Here is a 17,757-nt window from a genome sequence, read left to right as displayed (position 1 = left end):
CCTGGGCATGGAGACATGGCGAGGCCGTGGGAATCCGGCCACGCCCGAAGACCACGGGGGTCGGCAGCACTCACACGGCGCTCGCGCGCGCGAAAGGTAAGGGGCCGCGGCAGATGGCTGGACTCGCAATGGACGGGTCGAACCCCGATGTGGACGTGCTCGACGGCATCAACGGCCTCGCGAAGGACGCACCGGAGTGGCTCAACCGCGCCATGAAGTACGTCGGTGAGTACGGCCTCATCGCCGGGCTCGCCGTGCTGTGTCTGATCGCCTGGTGGGGCGCGCGCAAGCGGCCGGACGCGCCGGCCGCGCTGGCGGGCCTGGTCTGGGCGCCGCTGGCGGCCGGGGTGGCGCTGCTGGCCAACATCCCGATCCGGGCGGTGGTGGAGCGGCCCCGGCCGTTCCGGGTGCACGCGGGCCTGGAAGTGCTGGAACCGGGCAAGACCGACTTCTCGTTCGTGAGCGACCACGCGACGCTGACCATGGCGGTCGGTGTGGGGCTGTTCATCGCGCACCGCAAGTACGGGCTGGTCGGTATCGGCCTGGCGCTGCTGGAAGGCTTCTGCCGGGTCTACATGGGCGTGCACTACCCGACGGACGTGATCGGCGGTTTCGCGCTGGGGACGGCGGTGGCGCTGCTGCTGGCGCCGGTGGCGCAGGCGATGCTGATCCCGGTGGCGACGGCGGTGGGGCGCTCGCCCGCCTGGTGGCTCGTCCAGGCCGGCGGGCCGGCGGCCCGCCGGGTCTCCGGGCCGGTGGCGGCGGTACCGCCGGTGTCCCGTACGGAGCGGGACGAGGACCTGGCGGCGTAGCCGGGCGCGGCACGCGTGAAGGGGGAGGCCCGAGGGCCTCCCCCTTGTGCATGCGCGGGGCCGGTGCGCCGGCGTCAGACGGCGGAAGGCGGCCGGTCGGTGCTCACGCGTGCTGCCCGTGGGGGTGGTGCACCGAGTGGATTCGTACGAGGGTCGGGTCGTACGCCTCCGCGATCGCCGCCCCGGCGACGTGCTCGCGGACGCCGGGGCACTGCATCGCTCCGGCGCCCCCCGTCACAGCGCCTGCGGAAATGTCCTGAACAGGCCGTTCGGGTCGTACTTGCGCTTCAGCTCGGTGAGGCGGTCGGCGGCCGGGCCGTAGTAGGACTTCTTCCAGTCGGTCAGGGCCGGGTCCGTGTAGTTCTGGTAGGCCGCGCCCGAGGCGTGGCGCCGCATCGCGCTGTGGATGTCCGCGAGCCAGGCGCTCTGCGCGGAGCCCGTACCGCCCGCCTTCCAGGACGCCAGGTACTGCGCGAGGAAGCGCGAGCGGCGGTGCACGAAGGCGGTGTCGGTGGGCCGGACCCGGTTGACCGCGCCGCCCAGCGCGGTCAGCGACGCGTTGCCGGCGACGCCCTTGCGGCTCGCGGCCTCGATCTGGCCGAGCAGGGCGCGGACGCCGGCCGCGTCGAGCGAGCGGTCGTAGAAGTCGGAGCGGGCCGCGTAGGTCTCGCGGGCGAGCTTGCCGGCGGCGTCGCGGCCGGGGAGGGTGCCGGGCAGGTGGCACTGTTCGGTGGTCTTCGAGGAGCAGCCCGCGTACGACTCCATCGCGTCGAGGTACGAGCTGGGCGTCAGCCGTACCGACGTGGCGGGTCCGGGGCCGCCCGTCCGGTCGGCGAGCTTGTCGACGGCGTTCTGGAGGTCGCCGTACGAGCCCAGGGAGAAGGCGGCGACGGAGACGGTCGGGGTGCCGCCGGGGTGGGCGTCCAGATGGAGGGAGGACCATATCTCGTCGGGCTGGACGGGGCCCCACTCCTGCCAGGAGCGCAGCAGGGCGGTGGCCTTGGACCAGGGCCAGGTCAGGTAGGCCCTGACCGAGCGGGGTGCGGCGTGGGTCGTGAAGCGCAGTTCGGTGACCACGCCGAAGTTGCCGTTGCCGGCGCCGCGCAGGGCCCAGAAGAGGTCGCTGTTGCGCTTGGCGTCGCACTCGACGGTCTTGCCGTCGGCCGTGACGACGGTGGCGGCGACGAGGCTGTCGCAGGTCAGGCCGTACGCGCGGGACGCGACACCGTGGCCGCCGCCGAGGGTCAGGCCCGATATGCCGACGGAGGGGCAGGAGCCGCCGGGGATCGTGACGTGGTGCTTGCCCAGGCCTTCGTAGACCTCGATGAGCTTGGCGCCGGCGCCGATGCGGGTGATGCCGCCGGAGGGCGCGGAGACCTGGTTCAGGGCGGACACGTCGACGATCAGCTTGCCGTTGCCGCTGGACCAACCGGCATATGAGTGACCCCCGTTGCGTATCGCGACGGGGGCGTTGTGGCGGCGGGCGAAGGACAGGCACTCGGCTATGTCGGCGGGATGGCGGACGTAGGCGACGGCGGCGGGCTTCAGGGTGTCGTAACGGGTGTTGTACAGGCGCCGGGCGGCGTCGTACTGGGCCTCGCCGGCGCGGATCAGCTTGCCGTCGAGGCTCTTGCGCAGCGCGTCCCACGACGCCTTGGCGGCCGGCGGCTTGCCCGCCTGCGCGCTGGTGTTGAGGCCGACGCCGCCGGACGCCGTGCCGCCGGGGCTGCTCGCGTGGCCGGTGTCGGTGCTGCAGGCGGTGGTGAGGCCCGCGGTCGCCGCCGCGAGTCCGCCGCCGGCTGCCAGGATCGTGCGCCGCTTCATTGTGAACTGCCCCTTTTGGAACCCTTTGCGGGTCCGCGCGCCGTGGATGACTTCCCCCTACCCAGATGGGACGGGGGCCCGGGGAGGTTCCAGGGGCACGGCCGCGGGGGCGGGGAGGGGCGTGGCAGCGGGCGTCAGGGTGAGGCGCGGCGAGGGGTTCCCGGGCGGGCGCGGCATCGCGTACGGCATGCCCGCCCGGGCCGGCGAGGGGTTCCGCTCACCCCGTCCGGTGGTGCTGTTCCGCGTCCGTCCGTGCCTGGGAGCGGGCCCGGCGGGCCGGGCCGTGCCAGCCGCAGGTGCAGCGGGCCAGGCAGAACGAGCCTCGTTCGGTGGTGGTGGTCCGGTGGTCGGATGCCCCGGAGGGCTGCGCTGTCGCCTCTTGCGCTGTCGGCTCCTGTGCTGCTCGGTCGTGCACGCCGCCACGCTACGCGGCCGGGGTGTACGGGCGTGACGAAGCGGGCTGAACAGTCGTTGAACGGAACGGGTCGTGGTGCTCCGGACAACCGGAACATCCCGGTCCGCCGGTTCACGAGCAGAGCGGCCGAGGGGGCTCGTACGCGATGGTGGTGCAGGACAGGCGAGGCGGCGCCGTCGCGGCCGCCGTGTGCGGGGTGGGCCTGGCGGTCGGGCTGCTCACCACGGGCTGCTCCCCGAACGGAGCGGCGGCCGACGACCACAGCCGCTCCGCAGACGGCCCGGTGGGCGGGTCGGCGGCCGGGCTGCCCTTCACCGACCGTGCCCGCCCGCCGGGCGACCGGGCGTCCGACGGGCCGCGGGAGGCGTCCGGCCCGTCGGCCGCCGGGTTCCCGTCCGGCCGTACGGACTACGCCGCGGCCCTGCGCGCCGGCGCCGACGCGCTGGAGCGGGCCGGCACCTCCCGGGTGCGTACGGAGATGGAGACCGTCAGCGGCGGCACCCGCGTCGCCATCCGGGGCAGCGGCGGCCATGACTACCGCCGGCGGACCGGCCGGCTGAACGTGCGGCTTCCTGACACCGGCGACGGGAGCGGCGCGCAGCGCACGATCACGGAGATCCTCACGCCGTCCGCGCTGTACATGAAGAACCGCGGGGCGGGCGTGCCGGCCGGCAAGTGGGTGCGGGTGGACACCGCCTCGCTGGCCGACGGCAACCTCGTCACCGGCGGCGCGACGGACCCGATGGCCGCCGCGGAGCTGCTGCGCGGTGTGCGGGAGGTGACGTACGAGGGGCGGGAGCGGCTGGACGGCGTGGCGGTGCGGCACTTCAGCGGGACGACGGACATCGGGGCGGCGGCGCGCGCGGCGTCCGCCGCGGTCCGGCCCGCGCTGACCGCGGCGGAAAAAGGCTTCACCACCGACGTGGTGCCCTTCGACGCGTATCTGGACGACGCCGGGCGGCTGCGCAAGGTGCGCCAGCGCTTCCGCTTCGCCAACGGCACGACGGGCGGGACGTCGGTGACCTCCACCACCACGCTGTACGGCTTCGGCGCGCCGGTTCCGGTCCGGCTGCCGGACGGGGACGACATCTACACGGGCAAGGTCGCCGCGACGGGCGGCTGACCCCGGTCGCCGCGGGCGGCCGGGCGCAGTGGCTCCGGGCGGCCGGGGCACGTGACGACGGCGTGTGCGAACTGGCGGAAATGGTCCATCCGTGCCATGCGCGGAGCGTGCGCCCGTACCTACTCTGGGCGGTAACCACCAGAAGAGTGGGGAGGCGCTCGAAGGAGGAGGTGTTGTACGTGGCCGGACACCGCAACTCGACGGTTCAGGACCACGTCGCCCTCGTCGAGATCGACCTGACTGGTGAGTTGATGATCGCGGCAGCCGCCGCGAGCGAGGATCGGCTCAGCTCGGACCGTATCGACGAGGTGCTGGACGTGGACGCGGACCGCGTGCGACCGGGGCACGGGCCCGGGAATTCCGGGTGACCGGGCGGCGGTGCCGGGCGCGACGGTGTGGGGCACCCGTGCGTCCGGCCTCCGCGGTCAGGTGCGCAGCATCCGCTCGATCGCCTTGGTGGCTTCCTTGACCTTCTCGTCGATGGCCTCGGGGCCCTTGACGGCGGCGTCGGCGACGCAGTGCCGCAGGTGTTCCTCCAGGAGCTGGAGGCCGAAGGACTGCAGGCCCTTGGTGCTCGCGGACACCTGGGTGAGTATGTCGATGCAGTACACATCTTCTTCCAGCATGCGCTGGAGGCCGCGGATCTGGCCCTCGATCCGGCGCAGCCTCTTGAGGTGCGCGTCCTTCTGCTGTGCGTAACCGTGGATGCCCAGATCGTGCGCGGTGACGGCGGTGGGGTCGCTTCCGGGAGCGGTTTTCGGCCCGTCGGTGGGGCAGGCCGCGGCGGCTGCGGTGGTGCCGTTGGTGTCGGCGTCCGTGGTCGTCATGGCCATCTCCCGTGGTACGTAGGCATTCCATATACCCCTAGCGGGTATATGGTACAGAAATTCGCAGGCGCGGGCGGTACCCCGTGCAGAGCATGGTGCCCGATGGGCGACACTGAAGGAATGCCGGTTAGCAGTGGCTGGATGATGCGCCTAGCATCAACTCGACCGAATCCGATGCACCCCGAGGATTTCACGTGCGCTTTCGTCTGACCCCCAGGGAGACGAGCTTCTACGACATGTTCGCCGCGTCCGCGGACAACATCGTCACAGGCTCCAAGCTCCTGATGGAACTGCTCGGGGCGGACGCCTCCGCGCGGACAGAGATCGCCGAGAGGATGCGGGCTGCGGAGCACGCGGGGGACGACGCGACCCACGCGATCTTCCACCAGCTGAACTCCTCCTTCATCACGCCGTTCGACCGCGAGGACATCTACAACCTCGCGTCCTCGCTCGACGACATCATGGACTTCATGGAAGAGGCCGTCGATCTCGTCGTCCTCTACAGCATCGAGGAGCTGCCCAAGGGCGTCGAGCAGCAGATCGAGGTCCTGGCGCGGGCGGCGGAACTGACCGCCGAGGCGATGCCGAACCTGCGGACGATGTCCAACCTCACCGAGTACTGGATCGAGGTCAACCGCCTGGAGAACCAGGCCGACCAGATCCACCGCAAGCTGCTCGCGCACCTGTTCAACGGCAAGTACGACGCCATCGAGGTGCTCAAGCTCAAGCAGATCGTGGACATCCTGGAAGAGGCGGCCGACGCCTTCGAGCATGTCGCCAATACGGTCGAGACGATCGCGGTCAAGGAGTCCTGACCTCCGGTGGACACCTTCGCGCTCATCGTGACCATCGGGGTCGCGCTCGGATTCACGTACACCAACGGCTTTCACGACTCCGCGAACGCCATCGCGACCTCGGTCTCCACGCGGGCGCTGACCCCGCGGGCGGCGCTGGCGATGGCCGCGGTGATGAACCTCGCCGGTGCCTTCCTGGGCAGCGGGGTCGCCAAGACGGTCAGTGAGGGACTGATCTCGACGCCCGAGGGCTCCAAGGGGATGGGCATCCTCTTCGCGGCCCTGGTCGGCGCGGTGGTCTGGAACCTGGTCACCTGGTACTTCGGACTGCCGTCGTCGTCCTCGCACGCCCTGTTCGGCGGCATGGTGGGCGCGGCGCTGGCGGGCGGTACGACCGTCTACTGGTCGGGCGTCATAGAGAAGATCGTCGTTCCGATGTTCCTCTCGCCCGTGATCGGCCTGGTCCTCGGCTATCTCGTGATGGTCGTGATCATGTGGCTGTTCCGGAAGTCCAACCCGCACAAGGCGAAGCGCGGCTTCCGCATCGCGCAGACGGTCTCGGCGGCCGGCATGGCGCTCGGGCACGGCCTCCAGGACGCCCAGAAGACCATGGGCATCGTGGTGATGGCGCTGGTCATCGCGGACGTGCAGAGCGCCGGCGACGCCATCCCGGTCTGGGTGAAGATCGCGTGTGCGCTGACCCTGTCGCTGGGTACGTACGCGGGCGGCTGGCGCATCATGCGTACGCTCGGCCGGCGGATCATCGAGCTGGACCCGCCGCAGGGCTTCGCGGCCGAGACGACCGCGGCGTCCGTCATGTACACCGCCTCGTTCATGTTCCACGCGCCGATCTCCACCACCCATGTCATCACCTCGGCGATCATGGGTGTGGGCTCGACCAAGGGCACCCGTGCGGTGCGCTGGGGCGTGGCCAAGAACATCGTCATGGGCTGGTTCATCACCATGCCCGCCGGCGCGGCGGTGGCCGCCCTGTGCTACTGGGCCGTCCACCTCGTGTTCGCCTGATCCGGCGCGGCCCACGGGCCGTGCATTCTTGTGGGCCCGCCCTCCGGCACCGGAGGGCGGGCCCTCGTCCTTGCGGTGGCACCGCCATGCAGCACCGCAGGACGCGCGGGGGCCGGCCGGACACGGGCTCTCACCGGACCGGCCGGGGACCGCTCACCGGACCGGCCGGGCCTCTCTCACCCGGCCGGCCGGGGCCGGCTCACCCGAAGCGGCCGGAGATGTAGTCCTCCGTGGCCTGGACCGACGGGTTGGAGAAGATCCGCTCGGTGTCGTCGATCTCGACCAGCTTGCCCGGCTGGCCGACCGCGGCCAGGTTGAAGAAGGCCGTACGGTCCGAGACGCGCGCCGCCTGCTGCATGTTGTGCGTCACGATGACGATCGTGAACCGTTCCTTCAGCTCGCCGATCAGGTCCTCGATGGCGAGCGTGGAGATCGGGTCGAGGGCCGAGCACGGCTCGTCCATCAGCAGGACCTGCGGCTCGACCGCGATGGCGCGGGCGATGCACAGCCGCTGCTGCTGGCCGCCGGACAGGCCGGAGCCGGGCTTGTTCAGCCGGTCCTTGACCTCGTTCCAGAGGTTGGCGCCCTTGAGGGACTTCTCGACGACGTCGGTCAGCTCGGACTTCTTCTTCACCGTGCCGTTCAGGCGCAGGCCCGCCGCCACGTTGTCGAAGATCGACATGGTGGGGAACGGGTTCGGGCGCTGGAAGACCATGCCGACCGTACGGCGTACCGCCACCGGGTCCACGCCGCTGCCGTACAGGTTCTCGTCGTCCAGCATCACCTTGCCCTCGACACGGCCGCCCGGGGTGACCTCGTGCATCCGGTTCAGGGTGCGCAGGAACGTGGACTTGCCGCAGCCCGAGGGGCCGATGAACGCGGTCACCGAGCGGGGCTCGACGGTCATGGAGATGTCGTCGATGGCCCGGTGGCTGCCGTAGTACGCGGAGAGGCCGCTGACGTCGATTCGCTTGGCCATGGAAATCACTGCTTCTTTCTATCGCTGGAGTCAGCGGCCGGTCCTGGGGGCCTTCCAGCGGGCGATGCCGCGGGCCACCAGGTTGAGGATCATGACGAAGGCGATCAGGACGAGCGCCGCGCCCCAGGCGCGGTCGTACGCCGCGTCGGTGCCGATCTGCCACTGCTGGAACACGTACAGCGGCAGCGACTGCTGGGCACCTTCGAAGGGGTTGGTGTTGATCAGCTTCGCGCCCCAGACCAGCAGCAGTACGGGCGCGGTCTCACCGGTGATACGGGCGACGGCCAGCATCACGCCGGTGGCGATACCGCCGATCGAGGTGGGCAGCACCACCTTGAGGATGGTGCGCCACTTGGGCACGCCCAGGGCCAGCGACGCCTCGCGCAGCTCGTTGGGGACCAGCTTGAGCATCTCCTCGGTGGAGCGCACGACCACCGGCATCATCAGGATGGCCAGCGCCATCGCGCCGGCGAAGCCGGACGGGCCGAAGCCGAGGATCAGGATCCACACCGACAGGATGAACAGGCCGGCCACGATCGAGGGGATGCCGGTCATCACGTCGACGAAGAAGGTGACGGCCTTGGCGAGCGTGCCGCGCCCGTACTCGACCAGGTAGATCGCGGTGAGCAGGCCGATCGGCGCGGCGATCAGGGTGGCCAGGCCCACCTGCTGGAGGGTGCCGATGAGGGCGTGGTAGATGCCGCCGCCGGCCATCGCGTCGGGCAGGTTGCCCATCGAGTGGCTGAGGAAGTATCCGTCGACGACCTTCGCGCCGCGGGCGAGCGTCTCCCAGATGAGGGAGGCCAGCGGGATCACGGCCAGCAGGAAGCAGATCCAGACCAGGCTGGTGGCCAGGCGGTCCTTGGCCTGCCGGGTGCCTTCGACGGCCGCGGCGAGCAGGAAGGTACCGAGGACGAACAGCAGGGCGGCGATCAGGCCCCACTGGACGCGGCTCTCCAGGCCGGCCGCCAGGCCGATGCCGCAGCCCACGGCGGCCGCCGCCACGGCGAGGCCGGCCGGTGCCCAGCGGGGCAGCCGGGGCTGCTTGAGCGAGACCGGAAGCGGCGCGCTGTCGGCGACGGGCCGCCGCGCGGTGACCGTGTTACTCATGCGTTGGCCCCCGAGTACTCCTTGCGGCGGGCGATGATCAGGCGGGCCGCGCCGTTGACGAGCAGCGTGATGACGAAGAGGACGAGGCCGGAGGCGATCAGGGCGTCCTGCCCGAACTCGTCGGCCTCGCTGAACTTGCTGGCGATGTTCTGGGCGAAGGTGCCGCCGCCCGGGTCCAGCAGGCTGGTGTTGATCAGGAAGCTGGGGGACAGGACGGTGGCCACGGCCATCGTCTCGCCGAGCGCGCGGCCCAGGCCCAGCATCGAGGCGCTGATGATGCCGGAGCGGCCGAACGGCAGCACCGACATCCGGATGACTTCCCAGCGGGTCGCGCCGAGCGCGAGCGCGGCCTCCTCGTGCATCTTCGGCGCCTGGAGGAAGACCTCGCGGCTGACGCTGGTCACGATCGGCAGGATCATGATCGCGAGCAGGATGCCGACGGTGAACAGCGACCGGGCGGCCCCGTGCCCGTAGGCGAAGATGCCGGTCCAGCCGAGGTAGGTGTCCAGCCAGCTGGACAGGCCGGTCAGGTGCGGTACGAGGAAGAGGGCGCCCCACAGGCCGTAGATGATGCTGGGGACGGCGGCGAGCAGGTCGATGACGTACCCGAGCGGGGAGGCCAGGCGGCGCGGCGCGTAGTGGGAGATGAACAGCGCGATGCCGACCGCGACCGGGACCGCGATGACCATCGCGATCACCGAGCTGACGACGGTGCCGAAGGCGAGGACGGCGATGCCGAACTGCGGCTCGGGGCCCGAGGTCCGCCAGTCGAAGTAGGTCAGGAAGTTCGCGTGGTCGCCGGAGACGGCGATCACGGAGCGGACGGTGAGGAAGGCCGCGATGGCGGCCATGATCACCAGGAGGGCGATGCCCGAGCCGCGGGAGAGGCCGAGGAAGATCCGGTCTCCGGGGCGGACCGCCTTGCCGGACACCGGGGAGGCGGCGGGCGCGGCCGGTGGCGGGGGTGGGGCGCTGGATATCGAGGGTGCTGAGTTCATGGTTTCTCCGGTCTGCGGAGCCCGGCGGGGGCTCCTGGCGCGGCGGTGCACCGGACGGGCGGCGGCCTGCGGGGTTGCGGGCCGCCGCCCGGTGGGTCAGGAGAGCGAGGAGACGGCCGAGCGGACCTTGTCGGCGATCTCGGTGGGCAGCGGCGCGTAGCCCAGCTCCTTGAGGGCGTTCTGGCCGTCCTTGCTGGAGATGTAGGTCAGGAAGGACTTGGTGGCGGGCAGGGTCTCCGCCTTGTTGCCCTTGTCGCAGGTGATCTCGTACGTGACCAGGGTGATCGGGTAGGCGCCCTCGGCCTTGGTGGTGTAGTTCAGCTTCAGGGCCAGGTCGCTGCCCTTGCCGACCTGCTTGGCCTCGGCGATGGCCTGGGAGGCGTTGTCGACGGTGGCCTCGACGGGGGCCTTGGCGCCGGTGTTCAGCTTGACCGTGTCGATCTTGCCGGCGGTGGCGTACGACAGCTCGAAGTAGGAGATCGCGCCGCTGGTCTGCTTGACCTGCGAAGAGACGCCGGCCGAGCCGGACGCGGCCTGGCCGCCCTTGCCCTCCCAGGTCTTGCCCGGCTCGTGCTTCCAGGCGCCGGGCGCGGCGCCCTTGAGGTACTTGGTGAAGTTGTCGGTGGTGCCGGAGTCGTCCGAGCGGTGGAACGCCTGGATCTTCAGGTCCGGCAGCTTGGCGTCCGGGTTCAGCTTCTTGATCGCCTCGTCGTTCCAGTTGGTGATCTCCGTGTCGAAGATCTTGGCGAGCGTCGGCGCGTCCAGGACCAGGCTGTCCACACCGGGCACGTTGTAGCCGACCGCGATCGGGCCGCCGACCATCGGCAGGTTGATCGCCTGGCCGCCCTTGCAGATCTTCTTGGACTTCTCGACCTCCTCGGGCTTGAGCGCCGAGTCGGAGCCCGCGAAGGCGGTCTGGCCCTGGAGGAAGGTGGTGATGCCCGCGCCGGAGCCGGTGGGCTGGTAGTTGATGCTGGTGTCCTTGCAGGCGCCCGAGTAGGCCTGCACCCAGGCGTCCATGGCGTTCTTCTGCGCGGACGAGCCGGAGGCGAGCAGCTTGCCCTTGCCCTCGCACTTGACGTTGCCGGTCTTCGCCGCCGAGGCCGCACCGCCGCCACCACTGGTGTCGTCGGAGCCGCACGCCGACAGGGCCAGGGCACCGGTGACGGCGAGAGCGCCGACGGCGAGGGCGCGAACCCGGTTCTTGCGCTGCAGCTGCTTCACTGTCGTGAGTTCCTTCCTGGGGCGCGCCGCTTCTTCGGCGTGCGGGGTGGAGATATGGGTGGTCGCCGGCGCGGCGACCGGGTCGTGACGGTGGGGTCACTGTGCGGCGGCCGCAGGGGTCGGGCAAGAGTCGCCGGGGCGGTCCGCCCGGTGGTTCAGCAATGCCGTGCGGCGTTCGCTCCCACGGAGTGGCGCGCCGCTCGGTACGGCCGAAATTAGGCAGATCAGGTGAAGCCGCCGATGGAGGAGAGTGAACGCAGGGTGAACCTCGGCCGTCGGATGGGGGCGGCCGGCGGACGGCCCGGAATCCTCGGCCTCGCTCTGTCGGATTACCCGCGGGTATGGCAGCATCCGCGCCAGCGGAGGTGCACGAATCGGTGCGGAACGACCGGAGGTGGCTGGTGGGGCGGCAGGGGGCAGGGCGGGGCAAGAGCGGTACGTACGGCAAACGCGGCGTAGCGGACCGTACGGGTGCGGCGGGCGTGCCGCGGCGGGCGGGCGCGGGGAGCCGGGCGGGGGATCGGAGCCGTGCGGGCGCGGGGCGCCGGCGGGGTGTGCGGGGGCTGCGCGGCGCGGTGGTGGCGGCCACGGCGGTGGTGCTGGCGGTGACCGGCGTTCTCGGCGGGGCTCCGGCCGCGTACGCCGATCCCGGGCCGGGCGTGTCCGAAAAGCGCCTCGAAGAGGTCCGCAAGGAGCTCGAAGGGCTCTACCGCACGGCGGAGCAGGCCACCGAGGCGTACAACGCGGCGAAGGAGCAGGTCGCCCTCCAGCAGAAGGAGATCGTCAAGCTGGCGCGGACCATCGACCGCACGCAGCGGCGGATGGACGAACTCAAGCGCCAGGCGGGCGCGCTGGCCAGCGCGCAGTACCGGGGCGGCGGCATTCCCCCCGAGGCCCGGCTGATGCTCAACAAGGACCCGGAGGCCTTCCTCGACAACGCCACGCTGGTCCGCAAGGGCCAGCACGCGGCGAAGGACCTGAGCGACCAACTCGCGCGGACGAAGAACGCGTTGGAGGGGTACGCGCAGGACGCCACCGACCGCTGGGAGCGGCTGGAGGAGAACCGCAGGAAGACCGAGGCCGCGCAGCTCGACGTCCGTCAGAAGATCGAGGCCGCGCAGGCACTGGAGTCACGGCTGGCCGCCGAGGAGAAGGAGCGGCTGAAGAAGCTGGAGGACGCGCGGGCGCTCCAGGAACAGCAGAAGTGGCTGGATTCCGGCGTACTGAAGGACATCGGCGCGCACGCCTCGACAGCCGGCAAGAAGGCGCTGGCGTACGCGACTTCGCAGATCGGCAAGGACTACGTGTGGGGTGCGGAGGGGCCGGACACCTTCGACTGCTCGGGCCTGACGATGCGGGCCTGGCAGGCGGGCGGCCGGGAGATCCCGCGGACGTCGCAGGAGCAGTGGCGGCAGCTGCCGCGCATCGCCCTGAAGGACATGCGCCCCGGCGACCTGATCATCTACTACCCCGACGCGAGCCATGTCGGTATGTACGTCGGGGACGGCGCGATCGTGCACGCGCCGCGGCCGGGCCGGCAGATCACCGTCACCGGGGCCGGTTCGATGCCGGTCCTCGGGGTGGTGCGGCCCGACAAGTAGGGGCGGCGCGGCGGCGTGCGGCGGTGTTCGCGGCCCTGTACGGAGCGTGAGACCCACGTGCGTTTCGTCACGGAGCGCCGGGGGCCAACCCGACGCTGCCGGGGTGATGTTCGTCATTCCGCATCCGCGCTTGCCCAGGTCACCGGCTGTGTGGGGGACGGCATATGACAAGTGCGGAGTGCCTTCGGCCATTCCGTAAGGCTCCGCGCTAGCGCTATGGTCGCCTCTCGGTGCCCGGTGGCGCACCGCCCGGACGGACCGCCGGGCGGCGGCGGAACCGGGCACAGTGGCGCGCCGTTCGGCGGGCCGCTGCACCCTCGGGGGGAGGGAAGGAAGCAGAGCATGTCCGTACCCATTCCGCGTCAGCGGACGGCCGTGCTGCCGCAGGAGGCAGCGCCGGCGGGCGACGCGCGCGACGGCGCGGCGGCAGCGGCCGGACCGGCGGCGGTGCCCGCGGACGCCACGGGCCTCCAGGACACCTCTGCCGCCCCGGAAGCCGCGGAAAGCACCTCCGCCGCCCCCTCGGAAGCCCCTGCGCCCGCCGCCCGCTCCGCGGACACCGGCCTGACCCTGCTGCTCATAGGCGAGGACCCCACCAGCTCCGTGCCCGAGATGCGGGACGGACAGGGCCGCCGGGTCCGCGTCCGTACGGCCCGCAACCTCACCGAGGCGGAGCGGCTGCTCACCGACGACGTGCACTGCATCCTGCTCGACCTGGCGCCCGCGGGCGCGCGGGACCGTACGGACGCGCCCATGGCGCAGGAGGACGGCACCCACGACGAGCTGGACGCCCTGCGCGCGGTGCTGCGGCTGGCCCCCTCCCACGCCGTCCTCGCGCTCACCTCCGAGGCCGACGCCGAACGGGCCGCCGAAGCCGTACGCGTCGGCGCGCAGGACTACCTCTTCCGCGACGAACTCGACGGCGCGGTCCTCGGCCGGGCGGTGCGCTACGCCGTCGAGCGCAAGCGCGCCGACCTCGCGCAGCGCCAGCTCACCGAGTCACGGATGCTGGCCCAGGAGAACCGCCGCCTGGAGCGCGGCCTGCTGCCCACACCGCTGCTGGACGGCTCCGACCTGCGCTTCGCCGCCCGCTACCGCCCCGGTCGCAGCCGCGCGCTGCTCGGCGGCGACTTCTACGACACCGTACGGACGGCCGACGGCACCGTGCACGCGATGATCGGCGACGTCTGCGGCCACGGCCCGGACGAGGCCGCGCTCGGCGTGGAACTGCGCATCGCCTGGCGCGCGTTGACCTTCGCCGGACTGTGCGGCGACGCCCTGCTGTCCACCCTCCAGAAGGTCCTGGAGCACGAGCGCGCCGACGACGAGATCTTCGCGACGCTGTGCCTGGTGGACATCGCGCCGGACGGGCGGCGCGCCGGAGTCTGGCTGGCCGGCCACCCCGCGCCGCTGCTCGTCCGCTCCGGCGGGGCGCCGCGGCTGCTCCCGTACGAGGACGGCGGCCCGGCCCTGGGCCTGCTGCCGCGCGCCCGCTGGCCGCGCCGCCAGGTCGCGCTGGGCGGCGCCTGGAGCCTGATGATGTACACGGACGGCCTGATCGAAGGGCGCGTCGGCAACGGCAACCAGCGCCTCGGCCAGGAGGGCATGGCCGAGCTGGTGGGCCGCCGGATGGCCGCCGGACTGCGCGGCGAGGAACTGCTGGACGCCGCGGTCACGGAGGTGCGGGACCTCAACGGCGGGGAACTGACGGACGACGTGGCCGTCCTCCTGCTGGACCGCGGACGCGTGGCGAACTGACGCCCGCGCGCGGCGCCCGGTGTTCGCCGCTACGGCGCGCCGCACCCGGTGTTCGCCGCTGCCTACCGCCCGCCGTTGAACGGCCCGTACGGCCCGTCCGAGCTGGAGCCGCCGCGGCGCGGGCCCCGGCCGCCGGCGATGCCCTTGAGCGCGGGCCGCACGTCGACCGTGTAGACGATCACGGCGATGAGCCCGATGATCGGCAGGAACGACATCAGCGGCAGCAGGAACAGCAACGCGGTGGCCAGCACCAGGAAGACCAGCCACATGCCCTTGGTCTGCTTGTCGGCCGCCCGGTAGGCGTCCTCCCGCCGTACGGCGGCGTCGACGAGCATCACGGCGGCGTACACGGCCAGCACCAGCTGCACCCAGCTCAGCACGTTCTGGAACCCGTAGATCAGCACTGCCACCACCCGTTCGACTCGGTCCGCCGTCGGCCCACCGTACCCGGAGAACGGGCCGGACACGCGTGGCGTGCCCGGCCCGCCGTACCGGTTTGCTACTTGTCGTTCTCACCCGGCGCGGTGGTCTTCTTCGCCGTGGTCTTCTTGGCGGCCGGCGCCTTCTTGGCCGTGGCGGTCTTCGCCTCGGTGTCGCCGCCGGCCGTGGGCCCGGTCACGGTCTCCGCCACGGGCTCCTGCTTCGGCTCCTGGCGGGGCTCCGGCTCGATCGCGACCGCGAGGTCCTCGGTGGCCTCGGCGGTCTCGCTGCGCCAGTTCTGCACCGCGCCGCGGCCGCGCTCGGCCAGCTCCTCATAGCTCTCCCGGGCCTTGACCGCGGTCTCGGCGACCCGGCCGACACCCTGGAGCGCCAGGTCCTGCGCCTGCTGGCTGAGCTTCTTGAAGTCGGCGTCCAGCAAGCTCAGCTGACGGGTGATCCAGTCCTGCGCCTCCTTCGCCTCCTTGGTGACGCGGTCCTGCACGGTCTTCGGGTCGGTGTTGCGGACGGCCTCGAAGCGCTTGGGGGCCTCCTCGCGCACCTTCTCGACCCACTCCGGAAGCTCCTTGGCCTTCTCGGCGGCGAGGTCCACGGTGCCGGCGAGGAAGTACAGCGGAGTCGGGTCGGTCAGGGCCTTGCGGACGTCATCGGTGATGGCCATGGCGTGGTTCCTCCTGGAATCGGTGGTCGGTCGCTCAGGTGGCGTGCGGGTCGCCGTCGGCCTCTCGGGCGTCCGGAGCGGTCTCCTGCGCCGTCGCGCCACCGCTCTCGCCGCGCCCGCTCTCGTGTCCGTTCTCCTTGCGGAAGGACTCGTAGATCTGCAGCAGCACCTGCTTCTGCTTCTCGGTCAGCGCGGGGTCGGTGAGGATCGCGGTGTGCACCTCGACCCCGTCCACCTTCCGCTCGTCGAGGATCCCGGCCTGCACGTACAGCGTCTCGGCGGAGATCCGCAGCGCCTTGGCCAGCTGCTGCAGGATGTCCGCGCTCGGCTTGCGCAGCCCGCGCTCGATCTGACTGAGATACGGATTGGACACCCCGGCGGCATCCGCGAGCTGCCGCAGGCTCAGCTGCGCATTGCGCCGCTGCTCCCGCAGGAACTCGCCGAGATTGCCGACGTTGAGTGATGCCATACCCCGATGGTGCGCCATCGTGCTAACTATTGCAAGCGGGTGCTAGCAAAAGTGGCGGTGGCCGGCGTCGAGCAGCCGGTGGGCGTCGGTGACGCGTGCGAACGGGAACGTCCCCTGCACGTGGACCCGTGGACCCGTGGACCCGGAGACCGCCCTGTTCGACGAGTGCGACGAGCCCTCGCAGGGAGGCCGGGTCGGGGTCGACGGCGATGCCGCTGGAGCGCAGGCCGGCCGCCGCGGGCCTGGCGGCCGGCTCCGTGTCCTCCTCGGCGACCGCCGTCACCAGGTGACCGCCCGGGCGGAGCACGCCGAGTGAGCGCCCGGCGGTGTCGCCGCCGAGCGTGTCGAGCACGGCGTCGATGTCGCGGGCCACCTCGGCACGTGCGAGAGCGGCGCCGGCGTGCGTGCCGGATGCAGCGCCGGCGCCGACACGACCTCGGCGTACGCGCTCGCCGGCCGCGGGAACAGCTGCATCCCGAACACCTCGTCGCCGGGCCTCAGCCGCCACGTTCCCGATGCGTCCTCGACCACGCTTCCAGCGGGTTCAGCCCGATCGCCTGGACGCGGACGAGCACGCCGGTCGGGAGGGGCCCGGGGCTCGGGCGCGTCCACGACGGTGAGCACTTCGGGATGTCTCGCCGGCCGTCCGGCGCGGCCGGCGGCATCTCCCGCAAGGTGCTCACCTGGACACTCCGACGGCTCGCAGCGCACGGACTCGTCCGCCGCCAGGCCTACGCCGAGGTGCCACCCCGCGTCGAGTACGAACTCACCCCGCTCGGTGCGACGCTGATCGAGCCGATCCACGTGCTGACCGGATGGGCGAGGGCGAACGGCGGCGCGGTGCTCTACGCGCTCGACGCGCTCGACGCCGCCGGTCCCGAACCGGTCGCCCGGAGCGGCTGAGGCCGAGCGACCGAGGCCAGGCGACCGAGGCTCGAACGAGACGGCCGGCTGCGCATCGCCGGTAGCTGCTGCTCACGCCGGCGCGGGCGCGATCGCGGCTGTGCGGCGGCGCTTGTAGTACGCGACGGTCAGCACGGCCAGCAGCGGGCCCCACAGGGGCAGCGGTGCGTAGCAGAGGCGGTACCAGGCGAGCGCCCAGCCGGTGGCCAGGGACGGGTGGTCGGCGGGCAGCTGGACGCCTTGGATCGTGGTGCCCCTGATCTCGGAGACGGTGAACAGGAGGGTGAAGACGAGGATGAGGAACGCGGCCCCGATGGCCGCCGGGACGACCGCGGCCGCTGTCGGGACCTGGCGGCCGCGAAGAAACGGAACCCAGTGCGGGAACACCTCGCCCCAGCGGGCGATCAGGCCGATCGCGGTGAAGGCGAGGACTTCGGAGAGGACCGACAGGAAGACGACGTACAGCCGCTCACCGAGCCCGATGCCCTCGTCGAATGCGGCCGGCAGTCGCCAGATGCCGGCGGGCAGGACCGTGAAAGGCACTGCCCAGGCCACGCGTTGTAGGCGTCGCGACACTCCGGGCACGGGGTCGTGCGCGGCCCGCCATGCGGCGCGGAACCGCCCGGGACGGACGGCAGTGGGTTCTTCGGTGGAGCGGGGCGCCTGCATGCTGGGTCCTCGGTCGCGTGGTCCGGAGCTGATCCGTTCGGTCCTGACGATGCCAGTCAGGGGTGCGCCGGGGATCGCCCTGAGGGCTCAACTCGGCTCCCCCTGACGGCCGAAGCGGCGGTGCGT

Annotated in this window: 18 protein-coding genes and 2 pseudogenes; 8 read left to right on the top strand and 12 right to left on the bottom strand. The window is 71.8% G+C overall.

Translation table 11 applies throughout. The features are described from left to right. Positions 1–113: 113 nt before the first annotated feature. Positions 114–812: a phosphatase PAP2 family protein gene (locus AB0L45_RS19265; RefSeq protein ID WP_365841326.1), complete on the top strand. Its 699-nt coding sequence runs from the start codon at positions 114–116 to the stop codon at positions 810–812. Between the two features lie 234 nt (positions 813–1,046). Here AB0L45_RS19265 and AB0L45_RS19260 read toward each other — a convergent pair whose 3' ends face one another. Both AB0L45_RS19260 and AB0L45_RS19255 read right to left on the bottom strand, forming a co-directional pair. After that, positions 1,047–2,636: an FAD-binding oxidoreductase gene (locus AB0L45_RS19260; RefSeq protein ID WP_365841324.1), complete on the bottom strand. Its 1,590-nt coding sequence runs from the start codon at positions 2,634–2,636 to the stop codon at positions 1,047–1,049. 217 nt (positions 2,637–2,853) lie between these two features. Further along, the gene (locus AB0L45_RS19255) at positions 2,854–3,051 is read right to left on the bottom strand and encodes a hypothetical protein (protein WP_365841322.1); all 198 of its coding nucleotides are present in this window, start codon (positions 3,049–3,051) and stop codon (positions 2,854–2,856) included. A 145-nt stretch (positions 3,052–3,196) separates the two neighbouring features. Here AB0L45_RS19255 and AB0L45_RS19250 point away from each other — a divergent pair, with 145 nt between their 5' ends. Then, positions 3,197–4,174 carry a hypothetical protein gene (locus AB0L45_RS19250; RefSeq protein ID WP_365841320.1) on the top strand — a complete coding sequence of 326 codons (978 nt, stop codon included), beginning with the start codon at positions 3,197–3,199 and terminating at the stop codon, positions 4,172–4,174. 173 nt (positions 4,175–4,347) lie between these two features. Continuing rightward, positions 4,348–4,542, top strand: a complete 195-nt coding sequence (locus tag AB0L45_RS19245; RefSeq protein WP_365841318.1) for a hypothetical protein — start codon at positions 4,348–4,350, stop codon at positions 4,540–4,542. A 57-nt stretch (positions 4,543–4,599) separates the two neighbouring features. Here the strand turns inward: AB0L45_RS19245 and AB0L45_RS19240 are convergent, their stop codons facing one another. Continuing rightward, entirely contained in the window at positions 4,600–5,001 is a 402-nt protein-coding gene (locus AB0L45_RS19240) for a metal-sensitive transcriptional regulator (protein WP_365841316.1), read from the bottom strand. A 194-nt stretch (positions 5,002–5,195) separates the two neighbouring features. Here AB0L45_RS19240 and AB0L45_RS19235 point away from each other — a divergent pair, with 194 nt between their 5' ends. Together AB0L45_RS19235 and AB0L45_RS19230 are read left to right on the top strand one after the other, a co-directional pair. After that, entirely contained in the window at positions 5,196–5,816 is a 621-nt protein-coding gene (locus AB0L45_RS19235) for a DUF47 family protein (RefSeq protein WP_365841314.1), read from the top strand. 6 nt (positions 5,817–5,822) lie between these two features. After that, a complete protein-coding gene (locus AB0L45_RS19230) occupies positions 5,823–6,821 on the top strand; it encodes an inorganic phosphate transporter (RefSeq protein WP_365841312.1) in 999 nt (332 codons plus the stop codon). A gap of 199 nt (positions 6,822–7,020) precedes the next feature. On the opposite strand, the gene pstB is transcribed toward AB0L45_RS19230, so the two are convergent. The 4 genes from pstB to pstS form a co-directional block, all read right to left on the bottom strand. After that, on the bottom strand, positions 7,021–7,800 hold the full coding sequence (gene pstB / locus AB0L45_RS19225; protein WP_125054873.1) for a phosphate ABC transporter ATP-binding protein PstB: 780 nt from the start codon (positions 7,798–7,800) through the stop codon (positions 7,021–7,023). Positions 7,801–7,830: 30 nt separating this feature from the next. Further along, the gene (gene pstA / locus AB0L45_RS19220; protein ID WP_365841310.1) at positions 7,831–8,910 is read right to left on the bottom strand and encodes a phosphate ABC transporter permease PstA; all 1,080 of its coding nucleotides are present in this window, start codon (positions 8,908–8,910) and stop codon (positions 7,831–7,833) included. Continuing rightward, complete coding sequence (pstC, locus tag AB0L45_RS19215; protein WP_365841308.1) at positions 8,907–9,908, bottom strand: phosphate ABC transporter permease subunit PstC; 1,002 nt, start codon at positions 9,906–9,908, stop codon at positions 8,907–8,909. Before pstC ends, pstA begins: the two co-directional genes overlap by 4 nt. A gap of 96 nt (positions 9,909–10,004) precedes the next feature. Next, entirely contained in the window at positions 10,005–11,132 is a 1,128-nt protein-coding gene (gene pstS / locus AB0L45_RS19210) for a phosphate ABC transporter substrate-binding protein PstS (RefSeq protein WP_365841306.1), read from the bottom strand. Between the two features lie 578 nt (positions 11,133–11,710). Between pstS and AB0L45_RS19205 the strand changes: the two genes are divergently transcribed. Further along, a complete protein-coding gene (locus AB0L45_RS19205) occupies positions 11,711–12,733 on the top strand; it encodes an NlpC/P60 family protein (RefSeq protein ID WP_365841389.1) in 1,023 nt (340 codons plus the stop codon). Between the two features lie 342 nt (positions 12,734–13,075). Then, positions 13,076–14,491 (top strand): PP2C family protein-serine/threonine phosphatase, encoded by a 1,416-nt coding sequence (locus AB0L45_RS19200; RefSeq protein WP_365841304.1) that lies wholly within the window; start codon positions 13,076–13,078, stop codon positions 14,489–14,491. Positions 14,492–14,553: 62 nt separating this feature from the next. Here the strand turns inward: AB0L45_RS19200 and AB0L45_RS19195 are convergent, their stop codons facing one another. The 4 genes and pseudogenes from AB0L45_RS19195 to AB0L45_RS19180 form a co-directional block, all read right to left on the bottom strand. Continuing rightward, positions 14,554–14,895, bottom strand: a complete 342-nt coding sequence (locus tag AB0L45_RS19195) for a DUF2516 family protein (RefSeq protein ID WP_365841387.1) — start codon at positions 14,893–14,895, stop codon at positions 14,554–14,556. Between the two features lie 95 nt (positions 14,896–14,990). Next, positions 14,991–15,590, bottom strand: a complete 600-nt coding sequence (locus tag AB0L45_RS19190) for a hypothetical protein (protein WP_365841302.1) — start codon at positions 15,588–15,590, stop codon at positions 14,991–14,993. Positions 15,591–15,624: 34 nt separating this feature from the next. Next, positions 15,625–16,059 (bottom strand): helix-turn-helix transcriptional regulator, encoded by a 435-nt coding sequence (locus AB0L45_RS19185; protein WP_365841300.1) that lies wholly within the window; start codon positions 16,057–16,059, stop codon positions 15,625–15,627. Positions 16,060–16,101: 42 nt separating this feature from the next. Continuing rightward, a pseudogene (locus AB0L45_RS19180) lies at positions 16,102–16,683 on the bottom strand (zinc-binding dehydrogenase). A 33-nt stretch (positions 16,684–16,716) separates the two neighbouring features. Here AB0L45_RS19180 and AB0L45_RS19175 point away from each other — a divergent pair. Beyond that, positions 16,717–16,962 (top strand): annotated as a pseudogene (locus AB0L45_RS19175) (helix-turn-helix domain-containing protein); the annotation flags it as partial. Positions 16,963–17,034: 72 nt separating this feature from the next. Here the strand turns inward: AB0L45_RS19175 and AB0L45_RS19170 are convergent. Continuing rightward, complete coding sequence (locus AB0L45_RS19170) at positions 17,035–17,631, bottom strand: hypothetical protein (RefSeq protein WP_365841298.1); 597 nt, start codon at positions 17,629–17,631, stop codon at positions 17,035–17,037. Positions 17,632–17,757: the final 126 nt, after the last annotated feature.

This window comes from Streptomyces sp. NPDC052496 (genome assembly GCF_040679095.1).
In the GTDB taxonomy this organism is placed as follows: domain Bacteria; phylum Actinomycetota; class Actinomycetes; order Streptomycetales; family Streptomycetaceae; genus Streptomyces.
This window is presented reverse-complemented; position numbering and strand designations above follow the sequence as displayed.

What these genes read in the sequence shown, in the direction of transcription:
- AB0L45_RS19265 (WP_365841326.1), top strand. Translation starts at nt 114, where the DNA reads ATGGCTGGACTCGCAATGGACGGGTCGAACCCCGATGTGGACGTGCTC.
- AB0L45_RS19260 (WP_365841324.1), bottom strand. Translation starts at nt 2,636, where the DNA reads ATGAAGCGGCGCACGATCCTGGCAGCCGGCGGCGGACTCGCGGCGGCG.
- AB0L45_RS19250 (WP_365841320.1), top strand. Translation starts at nt 3,197, where the DNA reads ATGGTGGTGCAGGACAGGCGAGGCGGCGCCGTCGCGGCCGCCGTGTGC.
- AB0L45_RS19240 (WP_365841316.1), bottom strand. Translation starts at nt 5,001, where the DNA reads ATGACGACCACGGACGCCGACACCAACGGCACCACCGCAGCCGCCGCG.
- pstB (WP_125054873.1), bottom strand. Translation starts at nt 7,800, where the DNA reads ATGGCCAAGCGAATCGACGTCAGCGGCCTCTCCGCGTACTACGGCAGC.
- pstA (WP_365841310.1), bottom strand. Translation starts at nt 8,910, where the DNA reads ATGAGTAACACGGTCACCGCGCGGCGGCCCGTCGCCGACAGCGCGCCG.
- pstC (WP_365841308.1), bottom strand. Translation starts at nt 9,908, where the DNA reads ATGAACTCAGCACCCTCGATATCCAGCGCCCCACCCCCGCCACCGGCC.
- AB0L45_RS19200 (WP_365841304.1), top strand. Translation starts at nt 13,076, where the DNA reads ATGTCCGTACCCATTCCGCGTCAGCGGACGGCCGTGCTGCCGCAGGAG.
- AB0L45_RS19190 (WP_365841302.1), bottom strand. Translation starts at nt 15,590, where the DNA reads ATGGCCATCACCGATGACGTCCGCAAGGCCCTGACCGACCCGACTCCG.
- AB0L45_RS19185 (WP_365841300.1), bottom strand. Translation starts at nt 16,059, where the DNA reads ATGGCATCACTCAACGTCGGCAATCTCGGCGAGTTCCTGCGGGAGCAG.
- AB0L45_RS19170 (WP_365841298.1), bottom strand. Translation starts at nt 17,631, where the DNA reads ATGCAGGCGCCCCGCTCCACCGAAGAACCCACTGCCGTCCGTCCCGGG.